Origin of the sequence: Kitasatospora sp. NPDC089509 (assembly GCF_044749365.1) — a bacterium.
In the GTDB taxonomy this organism is placed as follows: domain Bacteria; phylum Actinomycetota; class Actinomycetes; order Streptomycetales; family Streptomycetaceae; genus Kitasatospora.
On record NZ_JBIVHS010000017.1, the window covers coordinates 17974 to 35380 of the forward strand.

A 17407-nucleotide genomic window follows, 5' to 3' on the forward strand; every position below is an offset into this window, starting at 1 on the left:
GCGGGGAGCTGCTGGCTAGTCGGTCTGGCTGTAGCGGTAGTTGTGGAGTCGTTCGTAGCGCTCCCCGGCGTCGTTGCCCAGGCAGAGGTCGGCGGGGAGGGTCAACGCGGAGCGGGCGAGGGTGCGTTGGCTGAATCGGCGCCGGCCGTGGGGGTTGTCGTTGAGGGCGTGGGTCGCGGCCGGGTCGTCGTGGGCGACGGTGGTGACGGTGTCGACGGTGACCGTGGTCGTGCCGGCAGGGGCGTTGCGGTCCAGCGGTGTGGTGGCGAGTGCCGTGCTGGCGCCGCCGGGGTGGATGCCGAGGTTGTAGGGGGCGGCCGGCGGGCAGGCGCGTCGGCCGAGGAAGGGCGTGTAGGTGGGCCGGTCGAGGGCGTCGCTGGCCTTGTGCAGGAGGGCGATGGGGCCGGTGAGGATGACGGTGAAGGCGGCGTCGGCGAGGTAGGCGCGGCGGGTGAGGACGGCGCCTCGGCGTCTGCCGCCGTCGGCGGAGGGGACGACCTCGGTGGTGGACTGGCCGCCGATGGTGTGGAAGTCCTCCATGGGTGTGCCCGGCTTGTCGATGCGGACGACGAGGTCGAGCTGGGCGAGCTCGCCGGGTTCGGCTCCGCGGGGGTGGCCGAGGGCGCAGGCGAGCAGGCCCAGGACGCCGGAGCGGGTGGGGTGGTCGGTGCTGTCGCGGTATTCGGGGAAGGCCGCGCGTACGCCCCAGGACTGCATGGACGCGGCCAGGCGCAGGACGAGGACGTGGTCGGTCACTGCTGGGTTCCGAAGGCGGCGTCAAGGATGGTGTCGGTGGCCTGCTCGTAGCTGTCGACGGCCTGGCCGAGGCCGGGCAGCTCCTCGGTGCCGGTGTGGGCGTGGACCGCGTGGACGAGGCCGCGGCCGGCGGTGAGGCGCTGGATGGTGGCGGCGTATGCGGCCAGGCGCTCGGTGGAGGGGGTGGCGTGGCCGGTGTGGCCGCCGCGGATGGGCTTGTCGAAGGCAGTGGAGAGGTTGACTGGCCGGTCGCTGCGGGCGGCGAGGTGGACGAGGTCGGGCAGGGTCCAGGCGGCGGCGTTGGTCTGGCCGGAGTCGGGCAGGGTGTTGATGAAGCCGTCGATGAAGGCGCGGGTGAGGCGGCGGGAGAGGTCGGTGTCGCCGTTGTTGGCGGTGATGAGGGCCTGGAGGTTGATGGTGGCGTAGCGGTAGAAGGTGCCGGCGGTGTGCTGGCTGTCGCCCATCTGTCCGACGTCGGGGATGCCGGGGGTGGCGGCGGCGTAGTCGTCGACCGCGACGAAGAAGTCGACTTCGATGACGGCTTCGTGGGTGGTGAACGCGGAGGACACCTGGACGCAGGCATCGCGTTCGGCGCCGTCGACCTCCATGAGGGTGCGGCCGAGGAGTGCGATGGAGCCGTTCGCTTCGGCGAGCCAGCCCTTCATGTCCTTGGGGTCGGCGAGCGTGGTGGGCTCGTCCTTCCTGGCCTTGCCGCGGGCCTTCGGCTTTCCGCCGTTGGCGGAGGCCTCCTTGAGGGCGCTCTCGTACGCGTCCCTCAGGCTGGCTGCGACGTTGGCGAGGCGGGCGGCGGTGCTGGCGGGGGTGTAGATGAGGGCGGCGGTCGCAAGGGAGTCCTTGGTCTTGGCGCCTTCGGCGGCTTCCTCGACGCTGCCGACCTTCATGCCGCCGGAGGCGGCGGCGAAGACGTCCAGGGCGGCGAAGGTCGCGAGCTCCGCCTCTTCCGGGGTCGGCTTGCCGGGCGTCTCGGGCGTCCAGTGCTCGCGCAGCAGAGTGTCGCGGATCTCGTGGACGAGTCGGCGGGTGCGGACGGCGGCTTCCTCGGGGAGGGCCTTCTCGATGTGCAGGCGTACGGGGCGCTTGACGGCCTGGGGGCTGAGCCTCGCGCGGGTGACGCCGCCGATGACCACGGACTTGGGGTTCCCGTCTCCGTCACGGTTGAGGGCCGAGAGGGGGATGGTCTGGATGATGTGCAGGTCCAGGAAGGTGGCGGGGATGGTGGTGGTCATGGCTCACTCGCTGTCGTTCGTGGTGGTGGGGCGGGGCTGGGTGGTGCGGTAGTAGTCCTGTTGCCACTGGGTGCAGGTGCGGCGGCCGGTGAAGTACCAGGAGTCGAGTTCGCGCAGCAGGCGTTCCCAGTCCAGGAAGGCGCCGCCGGCGTCGGTCAGGCGGACGGCGCCGCGCAGGTGGGTGTAGGGGCCGGCGGTGGTGTAGGTGGTCAGGCGCCGCAGGGAGGACTCCGTGGTGGTGGCGGACACGGTGCGGGAGGCGCGTGCGAGTGCGTCGCCGATGCTGACGCCGGTGCCGATGCCTGCGCGGCTGGTGGTGGTCATCAGCGCGGCGACGGTGTAGTAGGCGCGTTCGCGTTGCGGGTGCAGGCCGCCGGGCAGCCAGGTTGCGACGTAGGGGTGCATGGCGCCTTGGGGCTCGCCGTTCCACGGGCGCAGGCCGGTGGCCAGGGCGCGCCGGGCGGCGCCGTTGGCGCGCAGGTGGGTGTCGATGCGCTCGACGAAGCGGCGGGCGTGGGTGTGCGGCGCGTCCGGCGCACTGGTGGTGAGGTCGGTCACGGGGCGGATTCCTTGCGGGGCAGGGGGAGCAGCGCGCGGGCCTGGGCGACTCGGCGGGTCGAGGAGGGGCTGCGCGCCAGGGCGGTGGTGAGGTGGTCGAAGGCGTCGAGGGCGGCGTGGCGCATGCGGGCCTGGGCGCGGGCGAGTTGGCCGGTGTTGTAGAGGTGCCAGAAGGCGGTGTCCGCGCGGGGCCAGTACTGGACGGCGGCGCGGGCCTTGCGGTTGGCGGTGTCGGTCTTATCCTTGGGGCGGTCGTCGAACGCGGCGGCGAGGGCGAGGTCGAGTCGCCAGGCGGCGGTGTCCGCTTCCTTGACGGCGTCCTCGACGAGTTCGGCGGTGTCCGGGTCGTGCTGGGCACTATGGGCGAGGAGCGGGGGTGTGGTGGTGGTCCACCACTGGCTGTCCCTGTTCTGGGCGCGGTCCTGTTGGGCGCCGACGACGCGCAGGCGCAGGGTGTCCAGGACGTGGTCGGGCAGTTTGTCGCAGCCGGCCAATACGAGCGGGCGGGTGGGGGCACCGTGCCTGGTGGCGGGGCGGTTGTCGGGGTCGCTGAGGAGGACGTCGAGGTCGCGGAACAGGTGCCGGCCTCCGTCGGCCTCCACGGCGGCGCCGGGGCGCTGGGTCTTCGGTGATCGCCGGTAGGACAGGTAGGGGTCGGGGTGGGCCTCGACGTACTCGGTCTTCTCGCCGCCGGTCGCCTTGGGCGGGTTGCGGGCTCCCCAGGTGATGGTGCAATCAGTGGCCCACTGTGCGTCGGGGCCGGGGATGAGCAGGATGGCGTGGCGCATGCGGCCGGCCAGCAGGGAGAGCGGGCCGCTGGGCTCGGGGGCGGGTTGGGTGGGGTCGGGGTGTTGGCCGCGTTCCCAGATCGCCTCGTCGGGGCGGGCGCCGGCCTCGGACGTGGCGGGTGGGGTGAGGTGGGCGAGGAGTGTGGTGTGCAGGGTGGTGCCGAGGGGGTGGTAGCCGACGGTGCCGCGGGCCGGGGCGGCCTGGCAGCCGGTCTGGGTGGTGACCGCGCCGTGGGAGCGGGTGGTCACCGTGCCGCCGGAGCCGTAATAGGCCCACATCACCAGGTGCAGGGCGGCCTGCGCCGACGGGAGAGGCCGCTGGGAGCGGTCGCCGTGCTTGCCGCCGAACCACGGCCGGGCACTGCCGGACGCTCCCCCGATGACCAGTTTGTTGATGCCGGAGGTGTCCTTGCAGTCTGCGGCGACGCGCGGGTCCTGGAGGAAGGGCCAGACGGGGTGGTAGAGCCCGAAGCGGTCGTGGCGCTGCGCGAAGTACTCCCTGGTGCTGTCGGGGTCGAAGGGTGTGCCGAACTGGCGATTGCGGCGCCGGTGCCAGCCTTCGGCGTTCTCGGCGTCCTGCAGCCGGTCGAGGCCGGTGATGCGGTAGGCCATGGCGGCGAGCAGCCGGTAGAGCGCGCCGTAGGCCGCCGGATAGGGCAGGGCGAGGTCGACGATCCGGTGCGCGTCCAGGATCGCGTGCTGGAATCCGACGGGGCGTACGACGCCGTCGGTGTACAGGCAGTCGATCCAGGGTTGATGGGCGAGGTCGAAGTCGGGTGGGGCGTTCACGTTTCTACTCCTGGGCAACGGGCGCCTGGACGATGAGGCCCAAGCGGCTGTCATAGGACACTGTGAACCCTCCCACTGACAATTCCCTTTGCCCGCAAGGGTGTTCGATGATAATGACGTCTTTGAGCCTGCGGTCGGCCGCCCAGGTAGGCAGTCGTTCGGCCAGGGTCGGCAGGGCACGCTGCCAGGGCTCGCGCCGCACGGACAGCAGGCGTTCGCGGATCGGGCGCAGGTCGGCATGTCGGCGTTCGGGGAGCGTGAGGCTGCCGTCCTTCTCCAAGCTCAGGCCCCCGTCGGGCTGCGCCCAGACGGGCAGGACGGTGACGCTGTCGAGGTTGTAGCGGGTCGCGGCCTGCTCTTCGGTCGTCGACAGGTCGGTGAGGTCGAACAGGTCGACCACGTCTCGCGGATGGGGGATCATGACGGGCTTCGCGGCGTTCTCCATCGCCTGCTCGCCCGCGAGGTGGGCGCGGATGTCCCGGTCCGGCATGTCCGTGTCCCAGCCCGCGCAGACCGCGTCCACGAGCGTCTGGACATCGCCGGGGACGGCGATCGGCCCGTGGGCGGTGAGGAGTTCACGGGTGGAGCGCATCAGGGCCCGGCCGTAGACGCTCTTCCACCGGCCGTCGTCCGGCTCCCCGTCCGCGCCGTAGGGCACCAGGACGGTCACCGGCACGCGCACGTCGTCACCGTCGTGGTGGCGAAGTCCGCGGCCGGCGCGCTGGATGAGTTGGGCGATCGGTGCGACGTCGCTCACCACGTGGTCCAGGCTCAGATCCAGCGACTGCTCGCAGACCTGGGTGCTGACCAGTACCGCACGCCGGGGCCGTTTGTCGCGCCGCTTGCCGAAGGCCTCCTCGACGCGAAGCGTGCGGCCACGCCGGTCGAGGACCCGGTAGCGGGCGTGGACCAGGAAGACCTCCACGTCCTGGTCGAGCAGCCGGTCCAGGACGGTGACGGTGTACTGGGCGGACCGAACCGTGTTGCACACCACCAACGTGCAGAAGTCACCGCCCTGTTCGCGCATCAGGCCGGCGACGAACCGGGCGCGGGCCTCGTCCGCCGCCGGCTCGCCGCCGTCCTGTCTCGGCTTGTTCGAACCGTGGAGCTCCACCAGGTCGACGTCCAGCGTGCGGGGCCGGCTGGTGGAGATGCGCCCGGACTGCGTCGGCTTGCCCGTCGTCCCGTCCACGTACAGCCAGCCCGGGTACACCGGCTCGACCTCGGGCACCGGAGCACCCGGGGCCGACCCGGAGAGATAGGCGGCGGCGAGCGAACGCGCCACCGAAGCAGGCACGGTCGCCGACATCAGCACCACCGGCACCCTCATGGCGCCCCACCAGGCCAGGGCCCGGCGCAGCAGCGACTGCATGTACGGGTCGTAGGCGTGGCACTCGTCCACGAGCAGAACCTTGCGGGTCAGCCCGCCCAGCCGAAGCGCGTTGTGGCGCACCCTCAGGACCGCGGCGAGGACCTGGTCGATCGTCGAGACGCTGATCCCCGCCAGCACCGCCCTGCCGCGTTCCTCCAGCCACCCGGAGGGCGAGGTGTCCAGGCCGCTCTCGTGGGTCAGCACGCGCGAGGTGTCGCGGTTCCAGCCGGCCTGGCTGTGCGCCAGCGTGACCGGGGAGGCAACCGCGAGGGCCCGCCCCGCCCAGTTCTCGACCCGCCGGTGAGAGGCGTCCGTGGTGGCCATGGTCGGCAGCGCGACATGGACTCCGATGCCGGGCCCGCCCAGCCACCTCGCTCCCCACAGGCCGCCTTCGGTCTTGCCGCTGCCGGTCTCCGACATGATGATCAACAACCCCGCCGCGCCGGGCGCGGCGCAGCGGGGGAGGCCGTCGAGAAGTGAGGCCTGCATCGGGTTGGGGTCGAAGTCGAACCAGTCCCGGAACGTCACGCGAGCGGGGTTTCCTTCCACTGCGGCACCAGCAGACCGGCATCCCCGATCAGCGCGGGCGCGGCTTCCAGCGCACGCTCCCAATGCCCTTCCAAGGGGTCACCCCCGGCGGACCTCATCGCGTGCAACTGGGCTTCGACGTAGTGCTCCTGGGAGGCCAGCCAGTCGGAGAGCACCACCACCTCCGTCGCCAGCACCGCCGCCTCGACCGACAACACCGGCGGCGCGACCGGGCCACCCAGCGCATCGGCCACCGCCGCAAGATGCATCTGGCGCTGCCTCTCCCACTCCCCTGCGCCCAGTTCCCTGCCCCGGATCGCCTCCGAGCGCAGCGCCCGCCGCGAAGGCGGGGCGGGATACCGGCCGTGGTGCCCCGCGAGCATCTGCGCCACCCGACGGGCCGGCGACGCCAGCGCCAGCCCATCGCCCTCGGCGTCGTAGCCGAGAGCGGGCAACGCGTGCGCGAGGAAGAGATGGGTCACGTGGCCGTGCGACGACACGACACCGGCATCGAACGGGTCGTAGCCGCAGAGGAGTCCGTACGCCTCAGCGTCCTTGCGCTGGAAGCCGCCGATCTTCCCCACGTCATGCCAGCCGGCCCAGCACGCCAGCAACGCCCGAGCGCGTTCGCCGTCCGAAGCACTGTCCGGGTCCAGCCCCATGCCCGCAACCAGGACACGGCGCTGGAGACCCACCAGGTGAAGCTCCCAGACCCACCAAGCCACCGCCGCGACATCCAGCAGATGGCCAATCAGCGGATACACCACCCCGGACGGCAAGCCCTCCGACTTCCCCCACAACGCACAATCAAGGCCACTGCACAGTTGATGTTCCGGCAACGCCGCACGGTCAACGTCCACGCGGCGGATCGTAGACCGGGACACTGACAAGCGCCGTCAGAATAGATTTTTGATGATTCGTCATCCAGCCAGGAAGATGCCAAACCGTTTTCATCGCCACCGCATCGGGCAGCGCACGCCTATCCTGTGGGGGACAGCTCCTTGACAAGGCAAAGAAACAGCAAAGTCGCCTCAACGCCGCAGGTCGCGAAGCCTCCTCCCCGCGCAGACGGGGCTGCTCCGTCCCTGGCCCCGTCGGCCATCGGCTTTATGATCTCCTCCCCGCGCAGACGGGGCTGCTCCGCCCGACGACAAGTGGGACGAGGCACGGGTTAACTCCTCCCCGCGCAGACGGGGCTGCTCCGGACTCGCGAGCCTTGCGGGCCCTGGCCGGGAACTCCTCCCCGCGCAGACGGGGCTGCTCCGGCTGCTGCCACCATCGCACCGAGTTGCCCCGGCTCCTCCCCGCGCAGACGGGGCTGCTCCGATGTTGCTGAGCTGAATCGCCTCTCGGATCTGCTCCTCCCCGCGCAGACGGGGCTGCTCCCCGGGAAAAAGCGCCCCGGGTTGACCCCCCGGCTCCTCCCCGCGCAGACGGGGCTGCTCCGGGCGACGCCGCCCGGGCCACCCTCACCACCCGCTCCTCCCCGCGCAGACGGGGCTGCTCCGGCCACCCTGAGCGCGTACTTGACGGCGATCCGCTCCTCCCCGCGAAGCGCAGCCGGGGCTGCTCCAAAGCCCGCCAGGGCGTCACTGCTCTGCCGGAACTCCTCCCCGCACACCCGGGGCTGTTCCGAACGACCTCGCGGACGCCCGGATGATCATCGAGTCTTCCCCGCGCACACGGGGCTGCTCCGGACTCGCACCTTACGATCGTCGACGACCCGATCTCGTCCCTGCACAGCCGGGGTTGTTCCGTACTCGGCGAAGCCGCGGGTCAGCTTGCTGAGGTCCTTCCCGCACAGACGGGGCTGCTCCGGTCGCGCACCACGGCTCGCCCTCGTCCGACACCTCCTCTCCTCCCCGCGCAGACGGGGCTGCTCCGAGCAGGAGCGCGCTCAGGAGAACGGCGGCGGGCTCCTCCCCGCGCAGACGGGGCTGCTCCGGCCGGCGCGTTCGTCGCCGCGCTCGGCATGATCTCCTCCCCCCGCGCAGACGGGGCTGCTCCCGGGGGCATGGAGTACCTGGTGCCGCTGGCCCTCTTCTCCCCGCGCAGACGGGGCTGCTCCGCGGACGGTCCACCGGTAGCCGGTGAGCGGGCCCTCCTCCCCGCAAAGACGGGGCTGCTCCGGAACTCGCCGACGGCATGTACTTGGTGGAGTCCTCCTCCCCGCGCAGACGGGGCTGCTCCGACCGAGTACCGGCTGACGGATCGGCACGGGTGCTCCTCCCCGCGGAGACGGGGCTGCTCCGCCGTCCGCGTTCCACTTGACTGGTGCCGTCCGGTCCGCACGGCCGGGAGCAAGCCGCGTAGACCGGAGTTGGACAGCGCGCGGTAGACACCGACTGATCAACGAACAGGCAGCCTCTCTCAACCAGCATGCGCCGGGGTCAGGGGATCCCTGGGCTCGCCCCGGAAGACCTACTCGGCGTGCCACTGCCGGTGTCGGCCCGCGACCGACGAAGTCCCCGCCTGTGGGCCGATGACCTGCCGTCCGGCCAACGTGAGCACATGCTGCCTGCTGGCCTCGCTGCGTCCGACGAAGCGCTGTGAGACGAGTATGCGGCGCCTCTCCCCCAGACCCAGGACGCCCTTGTCGAAGAGCTTGTGGTGTAGGGAGCACAGGCAGAGGCCGTTGTCGACCTCGTCCGGCCCGTCGTGGGACCACCAGCGCAGATGCGCTGCTTCCAGGCCGACCGTGCTCGCGCCCAGCATCCCGTCGTAGCCGCAAAAGGCACACTGGAGCTCGTAGGCGGTCAGGACGAGTTCACGCATTCTCCGGTCCCGCTGCCGTCGTGTCACCCGCTGCGTTCCGCCCAGGGTTCCGGTCACACCCTCGGTCTCGGCCAGGTCCAGGTCGAGACCGACGGCTTCACACGGGTCGGTGTGCAGTGACGGCGGGAAGTGGAAGTCCAGGACCACCCGCACCAGACGGCCCAGGAGCCCCGGCTCCTTCATCAGAGCCGTTCGCAACTCGGGTATGAGCCTGCCGGTCGCGCCACTGGAACGCAGGACCCGCACGCCGCTTCCAGGGCTCCCGGGCCCCTGGTCGGTCCTGACCTCCCACACGCCGTCACCGACCAGGTGGTGGAACGGGTACGCGGGGGTGGTCGGATGGGACGGCCCGTACTCTTCGAGCAGCCGCTTCAACTCCCCCTCGACCACGCTGTACCGCAGCTCGCCGTCGGCATCGCGCTGGAAGCTGCCCAACGCGCACAGCAGCAACAGCGGTTTGTGCGGCGCCCGAACGTCGTTGCTCGTCCACCGTCTCAACTTCGCCACCCGCTCCAGCCAGTCCATGACCGCCCAGCGTATTCCGGCACACCAACAGGGCCATGGCCACGCCTCCACGCACGACCTCGTCCGAGCGCCGCCCTAGCATGCGCCCGCCATGGATACTGGAACTCCCACCCGGGTATCCGAGCCAGACAATCGAGTTGGCTCCGGCTCGCGTCAAACTACACTCGCAGCCCATGCACCTGTCAGGCGACGACAGCCCGCTAGCCCCTGATGCGGGGTCCTCATCCGCGGCTTCGTCGAAGCCGGTTGCGCTTCTCGCCGCACTGTGGACAAGCCCACCACGCCGTTAGCGCAGCGTGAGCATGGCATGATCGTGCGTGCGCGTCGCTCTCAGGGGGGAAGTATGGCTATCGAGTTGCCGGGCGAGCTGGTATGGGTCATGGACCTGCTAGGGCTGCCGTGGCCCAGCGTCAACGAGGACAAGGTACGGGAGTTCGCCGGCCATGTCCGGAAGTTCGCGTCCAACATCGACCACACGCATGCCGCGGCAACCGCCACCCTCCAGGACATGGCGCAGCACTACCAGGCCAAGTCGTATGAGCATATGGTCGCCCGCTGGTCAAAGATGACCCAGAGCCACCTGCATGAGTTGGTCGCCGTGTGCAACGGATCGGCGACTGCCCTTGACGTCGCCGCGGATGCTGTTGTTGCGATGAAGCTCGCCGTGATCGCAGAACTCGGCGTGCTCGCTGCCGAGGCAGTGGCTGGAGCGGTCGCGGCTGTCGCGACGCTCGGCCTTGCCACAGCCGTCGATGCGGCTGCCGTAGCGGCAACCCGACGGGTTGTCAGCAAGATGATCAAGGAGGCCGAGGAGCAGATCATCGCGATCCTCATCACCAAGGCCACGGAGCCGCTCCAGAAAGAAGTGGAGAAGGCCGTCAAGGGCATGGTCTTCGCTGGCGTGAAAAAGGCACTGGCCGGAGCAGACGGCGATCTGGTTGGTGATACCGGCGAAGGATTCTCTATCAACCCCCTCGAACTCATGGCCCTGGCCGACAAGTTGATGGGCCACGGGGATGCAGTTAGAGGTCACGCCAAGGACTTCACGACGGCGACGGCTGCGGTGAGTTTCGGTTGAGCCACCACCCGATCACGAAGGCACTGGAAGACGCCGCCAAGAAAATCGGCACCACGATCAGCAAGGAGGCGACAGCGGCAGTCAGCGACATGTACCACCACGCCGCCCATGGCGCTAAGCAGGTGGCGAAGAATGTGGCCGCGGCCGATGCGGCGCACAAGCGCAGCATCATAGAGCTGGCCGAGAAGATCGCCAAGAATCCCGGCAAGGGTGGTGAGGGCTCGCAGCTCCGACTCAAGGAGCAGCACGATGCGAGGACCAAACTCGCCTCGGCGGTCAGCGTGAAGGGCGACTTCGATGTCGAGTACCTGATTGACAGCTCTAAGTATCCGGAGTCCGCAAAACACATCGCAGAAGCCCAGAAGGGCATGATCTGGCGGGGGGCTTCATACACCTCCGGCCCGCCGCTGCCTTCTGTCATGACGATCGACCGGCCAAACGCCAAGCAGAATCGAAAAGACTCGCTGCGCGGAATTCGAACCAATCGCGGTACTCAGCGCGACGAATATCCGCCGGCCATGTTCAAAGAAGGTGGCACCGGTGCTAGCGTGAAGCACATCGACGGTCCTGATAACGGCGGCTCAGGCTCTACAATGGGGAACGCGCTACAGCTGTTGAAAGATGGAACTCGCGTAAGAATAAAAGTGATCTAGATGAACACTGGAGGTGGCCGTGAATAAGAGCGAGAAGATTATTTCTGATTCGAGGAAGGGAAACTTCCTCGCTGACCTTCCGGATCTGCTGGAGATCGCGTCCAAGAAGGGCGGCGCCCGGGGTCCGGTATGGGAGGCCGCGGCTGCAGCGGTGCAGGTTCTCTTCTGGACAGGGGAGTTCATACAGGCCGCTGACCTGACCCAGGCACTAATCGAGAGCGATGGCCCACTCGGAGGAGAGCTCTGCGATCAATCCGTCCCCTTCCGGTCAGCGCTTCTCGCGGGCCAGCTCTACGCGGATGTGCCGGCAGCACCACGACTAGCCGCGTGCGTTGAGCGCATCCCGGACGGCCGCCACCTGAGGAGAGACCTTGAGTGGAGTTCCCAGGAACTGCCCCGGCAGGGCGCGGAGCTTCTTCTCCCTTGTCACAGTGACTGGGGCGGCCCGGTTCGGCCGCCGGACGGTGTCATCGGGGCCGGGCTCCTTGACCGGAGCTACCACGAACTCGACGGGAAGCAGCGGCGACTGGTGTGGGAGGCGCTGTGTGAGACCAACGACTTTGCGAGGGCGCACCAACTGCTCACCGACACGAGGGCGGAGCCCGAGCAGTACTCCATCTGTCTGTGGATGGCCGGCTGGTACGCGACCCATGGCGAGATCGAGCACGGCGAGCGGATGCTGCTGGCTGCGCACAGCCGCTGGTGGCCCTTTGCCAAGTGGGACGCCCTCCCGGATGCGCCCGTCCTCCAGCCGACCCTTCGTTTGGTCGTCACCGATAAGGTGCGCGACCATTACCTCACCAGGCCGATCGGCCCAGAAGCACAAACAGCGGAGTGAAACGGATGTCCGACAGCGCACTGGACCAGTTGATCGGTCGTGCCCGCGGCCCGATGGGCCCGGCTATTGAGCTCGACTTCGGCCGCGAGGCCGGGCCGCTGCACGAGCTCGGGGTCCTGCTCGGCCGGGTGAACGGCTTCTTCGCCTTCAACGCTGGTGTCCAGGTCTTCCGGGTCGGCGAGGAAGGTCTGGGGCCCGACCTCCTGTCCTGGAACTCGGACGAGCTGTGGAAGAGCACGTACGAAGGCCTGGCCGACGACGTTTTCTGCTTCGGTCAGGACCTGTTCGGCACCCAGTTCGCGATCGTCGGTGGAGAGCGAGTTGTTGCTTTCGACCCCGAGACCGCGGAAGCGGAGGACCTCGGGGATAGCCTGCACGACTGGGCCGCGTGGCTGCTGAGCGACCCGGACGTGAACGCCACCGCGTCCTTCGCCTACGAGTTCCAGAAGCAGAATGGTGCCCTCGCTCCCGACCAGCGCCTGGTGCCGCTCCAGTTCTTCGTTGCCGGCGGCGACTACTCCTTCGAGAACGTCGTGGTCCGGGAGGCGGGCGAGGCGATGCGGATCAGGGGCCCGATCGCCCAGAGGATTCACAGCCTTCCCGACGGCGGCACCCTCCATCTGGGAGGCGCAGAGTAGTCGGTCAGCTTCCCAGTAGTTCTGCCTTGGGGCCGTCGGCGCAACGCCGACGGCCCCAAGACGTATATCCGTAGCCGTCGGCCGGAGTGCCTTGCGACAGGGTGATGCAGGACCGCCGCACCAGCTGGCGTTCTGCGGATGCGGTCGGCGGCAAAGGCGTAGGAGGCGGCCAGGTACCCGCCGGGACCGTGCGGGCGGACGCGTGGCGCCTGCGGGCGGCCGCCAGCCCGAGTTCTGCCGACAGGCTCTCCGGGAAGCTGGCCGGAGCGGGCGGCGCGCTCGTCTCACCTAGCAGGCCGAGAGCCGGTTCCATTCGACGACTGCAAGCCGGCGGCTCGCCTCACGAGGCACCTGAGCGCCGATGCTCCGGTCAGCCCCCGGTGCCTGACTGCGACCCTTGCCCGCTTGTCAGCCGCGCGAAGCAAACGGTCCGGACCAATCCGGCGCCCGCTTAGGCTGGCCACCTGCCCTGTCCCCCTCACGCCCCCTCCAGGTCGTGTGATGTGCGCCACTCTCGATTCCGGAATTCATTGCTCCGGTCATTTGCATCTGCAACCGGAGAGATTGCAAAGGGTCGTCAATATCGCACTGGCCGACTGAACGGAAGGTCAAGTTCCAGGCCTCGAATGACAATCCTCGACACAGGTCCGCACTCCCCTGATCGATTCTGCGCACCGGTAGGCCATTATGTGGCCGCCTGTCGGTGGTCCCTGCGTACACCACCGCCACGACCAGCATCCCTGAATATGACGGGGCCTCGTCAGGATTGCCATTCCCACCGGCCCCGACGATTGGCCGAGAATGCCTCTTCGATGCAAGTGGTCTTCGAGCTTGACGAGTTAGCGGTACGGTTCTCGGCACTAGCAAAAGGAACTGCCCCGGCCTTGGTCTCCACACCGCTGGCCGGGGCTCTGAGCGAGGAGTGCGTGTGCACAACTACGCCCTCACGGGGCTGCCTGGTAGCCGGCCCGTGATCGCCACCGAACCTACCAGCCACCCGCAGCTGCTGCGCGGGTTCGTTTACTGGGACGTATCCGTCTCCCTTGGCGCGGTGGTCGCGGCCGTCACCGTGCCTGTGGCATGTGCCAGCACGGTGCCGTGGTGGCTGCTGGCCGGAGTCAGCGCACTGATCACCACCGCCGGTCAGGCCCGATTCCACTACCGGCGCCTGCGTCTGCAGTAGGCGTCATCCCGGAAGGGGTGCACCCGGATGCTCGGGCGCACCCCTTCCGGGCGCGCTGGGTGGACCGCCGATGCGGTCCGCCATTGTGGGTGGAAATGCCGCCGGATGAGGGAGAAAAGGACAACCAGGGATGACGGCATGGGTGACCGTGACGTGCGCGCTGGAGTCGTGCGGGAGCACGTTCCAGCGGCCGGTGCGCGCAGGGCGGCCGAAGCAGTACCACACGACGAAGTGTCAGAAGCAGGCACAGCGGATGCGCGACAAGGGACGGGCCGCTATACAGCGAACGGTCCAGGATGCCGGTGGATGGGGGCAGTTAGTCGCTGAAGACGTCCACGCGGCCGCCGGCAGGTTGTTGGATGCACAGTCCCGTCAAGCACCGCTGGTTGTGCTGGTGGCACGTGCGCGGGAGCTTCGCGGCGAGGTTGACCACTATGCCGCTGCGGTCGTGCACGATGCGTACAAAAGCGGGGCGTCGTGGGCAGAAATCGGATTAGCACTGGGAGTTGAGGCGGACTCGGCTCGGCGCCGTTGGGCCCCACAGCAGGTGGAGCAGCAACTGGTTCGCCGGCGGAGCCGAGGGACGCCGGCCGATGCCACCGGGAACTCTCCTGCCCCGGGGGAGGTAGCCGCTCGGTCCCCGGGCTTACGGTACGCGGACCGCCTGGCGGCGGCGCTGACCATGTTGCAGGCGAGGAGCGGGGTGAGCCTGCAGGCCGCGGCGGAGAAGGCAGGGTGCTCTGCGTCGTACGTGTCAAGGATCCTCGCCGGGGACCGGGTGCCGACGTGGCTGATCTTGCAGACGCTCGTGGAGGTGTTCGGGGGCGATCCTCGGTCAGTGCGGATGCTGTGGGAGCTGGCCCAGGGCATCGTGCTGCCGGGTCGGGTGTCGCTGGCGGTCGCCGCCGACCGGATGCTGTGGGCGCTGCATGGCCTGCACCTTGCGGCCGGCGAACTGCCGGTGGAGAGGGTGTGCGCCCGAGCGCCGGGGCTAACGGAGAACCTGGTGCGATCGGTCCTGGGGTTCGAGACGGTCCCGGACTGGCCGGTGGTGAGCGCCTTGGCCACAGCGCTGGGAGGGCGTCCTGCGGATCTCCGCCCGTGCTGGGAGCAATTGCACTACGCGGTATTGGTGGAGTTGGTGCACGGGGGCTTCGGTCCGGCCGGAGGCTTCGAGCGCGCCGCGGTGCCGGAGAGGGAGCCGAATTGTGACTGGGAGTGACAAGGCTCTGAACGCGTTCGTCCTGCGCCACCGAAGTCCGTACTGGAGGTATGCGGCGTCCCGGATAGGGCGAACGTCCGTTGCCCAGCAGGTTGTTGACTGTGTCATGGTGAGGCTTGCGGCGGACTGGCCCCGCCTCGTGCGGGAGCAGAATCTGTCGGCTGCCGCGTGGGCGCTGGTCCGCGAGGAGGTCTCGGCGCGCTGCGACGGGCCTCACGGCCTGTGGGAGGCGGATGCTTTGCACCGCCTTCTGCCGAGTGCCGCAGCTGATGCCGCCGTGCTCCATTACCAGTTGGGGATGCAGTTGACCGAGACGGCGGATCTGATGGGCGTCGAGCCGTCGACGGCTGCGGGCCTGGTCCTTGCGGCTGAGAGAAGCCTACCCAAGGCGGCCGGGGAACAACTCGCCTTCCGTTCGACGGGGGCGTGAGGCCCGCCTGACCGGCGGCACCGGCGCGAAGGGGTGGCGCGAGTTTTCGCACTCGCGCCACCCCTTCGCTCAGCTGCGCCAGAAATGCCCGCCAGGTTCAGCCCTACGAGCCTCGGCCGTGTCTGGCGCGTCGTCATACTCGGCTCTAGCATGGAGTCTTCGATCAAGAGGATTCAATCAGGGGTGGTCGCGTGCAGTCGGATGCGGAAATCGGTCCTCCCACCACGTTCGACCCGAATCAGCCCAGCGTCGCCCGCATGTACGATCTCCTACTCGGTGGGCACGAACACTTCGAGTCCGATCGTGAAGGCGTGGATCGGTTACTGCAGGTAGCGCCGAACAGCCGGACCGTCGCGTTGATCAACCGGGCGTTCCTGATGCGGGTCGTCGAGGTACTCGTCAGGGACTACGGAGTCAGGCAGTTCATCGACTTCGGCTCGGGACTGCCCACGCAGCGCAACGTGCACCAGGTCGCCCAGGGAATCGACAGGACCTGCCGGGTCGTCTACGTCGACAACGATCCGATGGTGCTCCACACCGGCCGGGCCCTGCTCGCCGAGAACGACAACACCGCGATTGTCTGGGCTGACATGCGCGACACCGCCACGATCTTCTCCAGCTCTGCGGTCGAGCGGCTGGTTAAATCCGATGTCCCCACCGCGGCACTCTTCGTCAGTGTGCTGCACTGCATCCCGGAGACCAATCCGGTCCCGCCTGCTGAGGTGGTCCGCCGGGTACGCCGATTCCTGCCCGCCAACCAGCCTGCCTACATGGCCATCTCCCAGCTCGTCAGCCCCAATCAAGAAGTTCGGGAGCGCATCACGACACTTATGGCCGAGCTCACCAGCAACAGGTGGGGCGAGGTGCGTACAGCATCCGAAGTGATCTCCTACTTCGACGACATGGAGATCCTGGAGCCTGGCGTAGTCGAGGTGTCCCAATGGCGCCCAGCCAAGAGGGGCATCCGGAGCCCAGAGATCGAGTGGGAGGAGTTCGGCGGCATCGCACGGGCACACTAACCCGCGAGGCTAGGTCCCCGCAGCCGTCCCCGGTGAACATCGATCGCCTTGTTGATCAGGACCAGTCCTTCCTCACGGTCGGCCGCATGCCCCATCAGCGTCCGTAGCAGGTCCCGGTAGTGGTCCACCTCGTGCCGCTTGCTCAGGTAGGTCGCGCCGGCCCCCGGCCCCTCCACGTAGACTATGTCGCCGGGCCCCAAGTACTCGAATCCGAGGCGGGCGAAGGCCATTGGCGGCGGAGTGAAGTCCGCCGCGAACGGCAGGATACGGACATAGACGTTTTCCCGCTCGCCTAGCACCGTCAGGTGCTCGAGCTGCTCAATCATGACCTGCGGGCCGCCGATGTTGCGGTGCAGCACGCTCTCATCCAGCAACGCCACCACCCTACGGCCAGGATTGTCGTGGACCAACTGCGCGCGGTCCATCCGCTGCTGTACCCGGCGCTCGATCTCTCGCAATGGCGCCCGGTGGTGACCCGCTTGGATGATGGCCCACGCGTAGTCGCGCGTCTGCAGCGGCCCCGGAACCACGACGCCTTCCCAGTACTCCGCCTGCGCTGCTTCGACCTCCAGACCGATCATCCGTCGGAACCACCCTGGCGTGATGTCCGCGTACTCAGCTGCGAATGGCCCCGCCGCCACGCGGTCCAGCAAGGTCTCCACGTTCGCGCGGTCCTCGCTGCTGACACCGTAGAAATTGATCAAGTCACAGACATCGCGCGCGGATGGCGCACTCTCGCCACGCTCCATCCGACTCAGCTTCGACACCGATGCGCGGATCTGCGGGGCCACATCGGATAGGCGCATCCGACGCTCCACCCGCAGGTCCCTCAGCGCCGCGCCGAGCACTCTCGCAGCAACGGCCGGCCCCCCGTTGGGCGGAAGCCTGCGCGTGCCACCACCTTCCGGCTCGCTCAGCGCAGGACGGACGGGGTCAGCGGGCATGCAGGACTCCTGACGGCGCGGGTTCAGGAATTACTATCCCACGACGCCCGTCCCGCATACCCGC

General features: G+C 68.7%; 16 protein-coding genes and 1 CRISPR repeat array. Of the genes, 8 read left to right on the plus strand and 8 right to left on the minus strand.

Annotation, left to right across the window (positions count from 1 at the left end):
* Positions 1 to 15 precede the first annotated feature (15 nt).
* From cas5e to ACIP4P_RS29385, 7 genes are all read right to left on the minus strand, one after another.
* Positions 16 to 756 (minus strand): type I-E CRISPR-associated protein Cas5/CasD, encoded by a 741-nt coding sequence (gene cas5e, locus ACIP4P_RS29355; RefSeq protein WP_400923538.1) that lies wholly within the window; start codon positions 754 to 756, stop codon positions 16 to 18.
* Complete coding sequence (gene cas7e / locus ACIP4P_RS29360; RefSeq protein ID WP_400923540.1) at positions 753 to 2003, minus strand: type I-E CRISPR-associated protein Cas7/Cse4/CasC; 1251 nt, start codon at positions 2001 to 2003, stop codon at positions 753 to 755. The genes cas5e and cas7e overlap by 4 nt, the downstream gene beginning before the upstream one ends.
* Before the next feature lie 3 nt (positions 2004 to 2006).
* Entirely contained in the window at positions 2007 to 2561 is a 555-nt protein-coding gene (gene casB, locus ACIP4P_RS29365) for a type I-E CRISPR-associated protein Cse2/CasB (RefSeq protein ID WP_400923542.1), read from the minus strand.
* A complete protein-coding gene (gene casA / locus ACIP4P_RS29370; protein WP_400923544.1) occupies positions 2558 to 4138 on the minus strand; it encodes a type I-E CRISPR-associated protein Cse1/CasA in 1581 nt (526 codons plus the stop codon). Before casA ends, casB begins: the two co-directional genes overlap by 4 nt.
* A gap of 4 nt (positions 4139 to 4142) precedes the next feature.
* A complete protein-coding gene (locus ACIP4P_RS29375; protein ID WP_400923546.1) occupies positions 4143 to 6038 on the minus strand; it encodes a helicase-related protein in 1896 nt (631 codons plus the stop codon).
* Complete coding sequence (locus ACIP4P_RS29380) at positions 6035 to 6898, minus strand: CRISPR-associated endonuclease Cas3'' (RefSeq protein ID WP_400923548.1); 864 nt, start codon at positions 6896 to 6898, stop codon at positions 6035 to 6037. Before ACIP4P_RS29380 ends, ACIP4P_RS29375 begins: the two co-directional genes overlap by 4 nt.
* 193 nt (positions 6899 to 7091) lie before the next feature.
* Positions 7092 to 8290: direct repeats of the CRISPR family, unit length 16 nt; unit sequence AGACGGGGCTGCTCCG.
* Between the two features lie 169 nt (positions 8291 to 8459).
* Entirely contained in the window at positions 8460 to 9338 is an 879-nt protein-coding gene (locus ACIP4P_RS29385) for a phosphorothioated DNA-binding restriction endonuclease (protein ID WP_400923550.1), read from the minus strand.
* A gap of 343 nt (positions 9339 to 9681) precedes the next feature.
* On the opposite strand from ACIP4P_RS29385, the gene ACIP4P_RS29390 reads away from it, so the two are divergent.
* From ACIP4P_RS29390 to ACIP4P_RS29425, 8 genes are all read left to right on the plus strand, one after another.
* The gene (locus ACIP4P_RS29390) at positions 9682 to 10416 is read left to right on the plus strand and encodes a hypothetical protein (RefSeq protein WP_400923552.1); all 735 of its coding nucleotides are present in this window, start codon (positions 9682 to 9684) and stop codon (positions 10414 to 10416) included.
* Positions 10413 to 11069, plus strand: a complete 657-nt coding sequence (locus tag ACIP4P_RS29395) for a hypothetical protein (protein WP_400923554.1) — start codon at positions 10413 to 10415, stop codon at positions 11067 to 11069. Before ACIP4P_RS29390 ends, ACIP4P_RS29395 begins: the two co-directional genes overlap by 4 nt.
* A gap of 19 nt (positions 11070 to 11088) precedes the next feature.
* Positions 11089 to 11907 (plus strand): hypothetical protein, encoded by an 819-nt coding sequence (locus ACIP4P_RS29400; protein WP_400923556.1) that lies wholly within the window; start codon positions 11089 to 11091, stop codon positions 11905 to 11907.
* Between the two features lie 5 nt (positions 11908 to 11912).
* Positions 11913 to 12545 (plus strand): SMI1/KNR4 family protein, encoded by a 633-nt coding sequence (locus ACIP4P_RS29405; protein WP_400923558.1) that lies wholly within the window; start codon positions 11913 to 11915, stop codon positions 12543 to 12545.
* 928 nt (positions 12546 to 13473) lie between these two features.
* On the plus strand, positions 13474 to 13728 hold the full coding sequence (locus ACIP4P_RS29410) for a hypothetical protein (protein WP_400923560.1): 255 nt from the start codon (positions 13474 to 13476) through the stop codon (positions 13726 to 13728).
* 253 nt (positions 13729 to 13981) lie between these two features.
* Positions 13982 to 14950 (plus strand): helix-turn-helix domain-containing protein, encoded by a 969-nt coding sequence (locus ACIP4P_RS29415; protein ID WP_400923825.1) that lies wholly within the window; start codon positions 13982 to 13984, stop codon positions 14948 to 14950.
* Positions 14951 to 15056: 106 nt separating this feature from the next.
* Entirely contained in the window at positions 15057 to 15380 is a 324-nt protein-coding gene (locus tag ACIP4P_RS29420) for a hypothetical protein (RefSeq protein ID WP_400923562.1), read from the plus strand.
* A gap of 191 nt (positions 15381 to 15571) precedes the next feature.
* Complete coding sequence (locus ACIP4P_RS29425) at positions 15572 to 16399, plus strand: SAM-dependent methyltransferase (protein WP_400923564.1); 828 nt, start codon at positions 15572 to 15574, stop codon at positions 16397 to 16399.
* Here ACIP4P_RS29425 and ACIP4P_RS29430 read toward each other — a convergent pair.
* Entirely contained in the window at positions 16396 to 17343 is a 948-nt protein-coding gene (locus ACIP4P_RS29430) for a helix-turn-helix domain-containing protein (protein WP_400923566.1), read from the minus strand. The two genes, ACIP4P_RS29425 and ACIP4P_RS29430, sit on opposite strands and share 4 nt — an antisense overlap.
* Positions 17344 to 17407 lie beyond the last annotated feature (64 nt).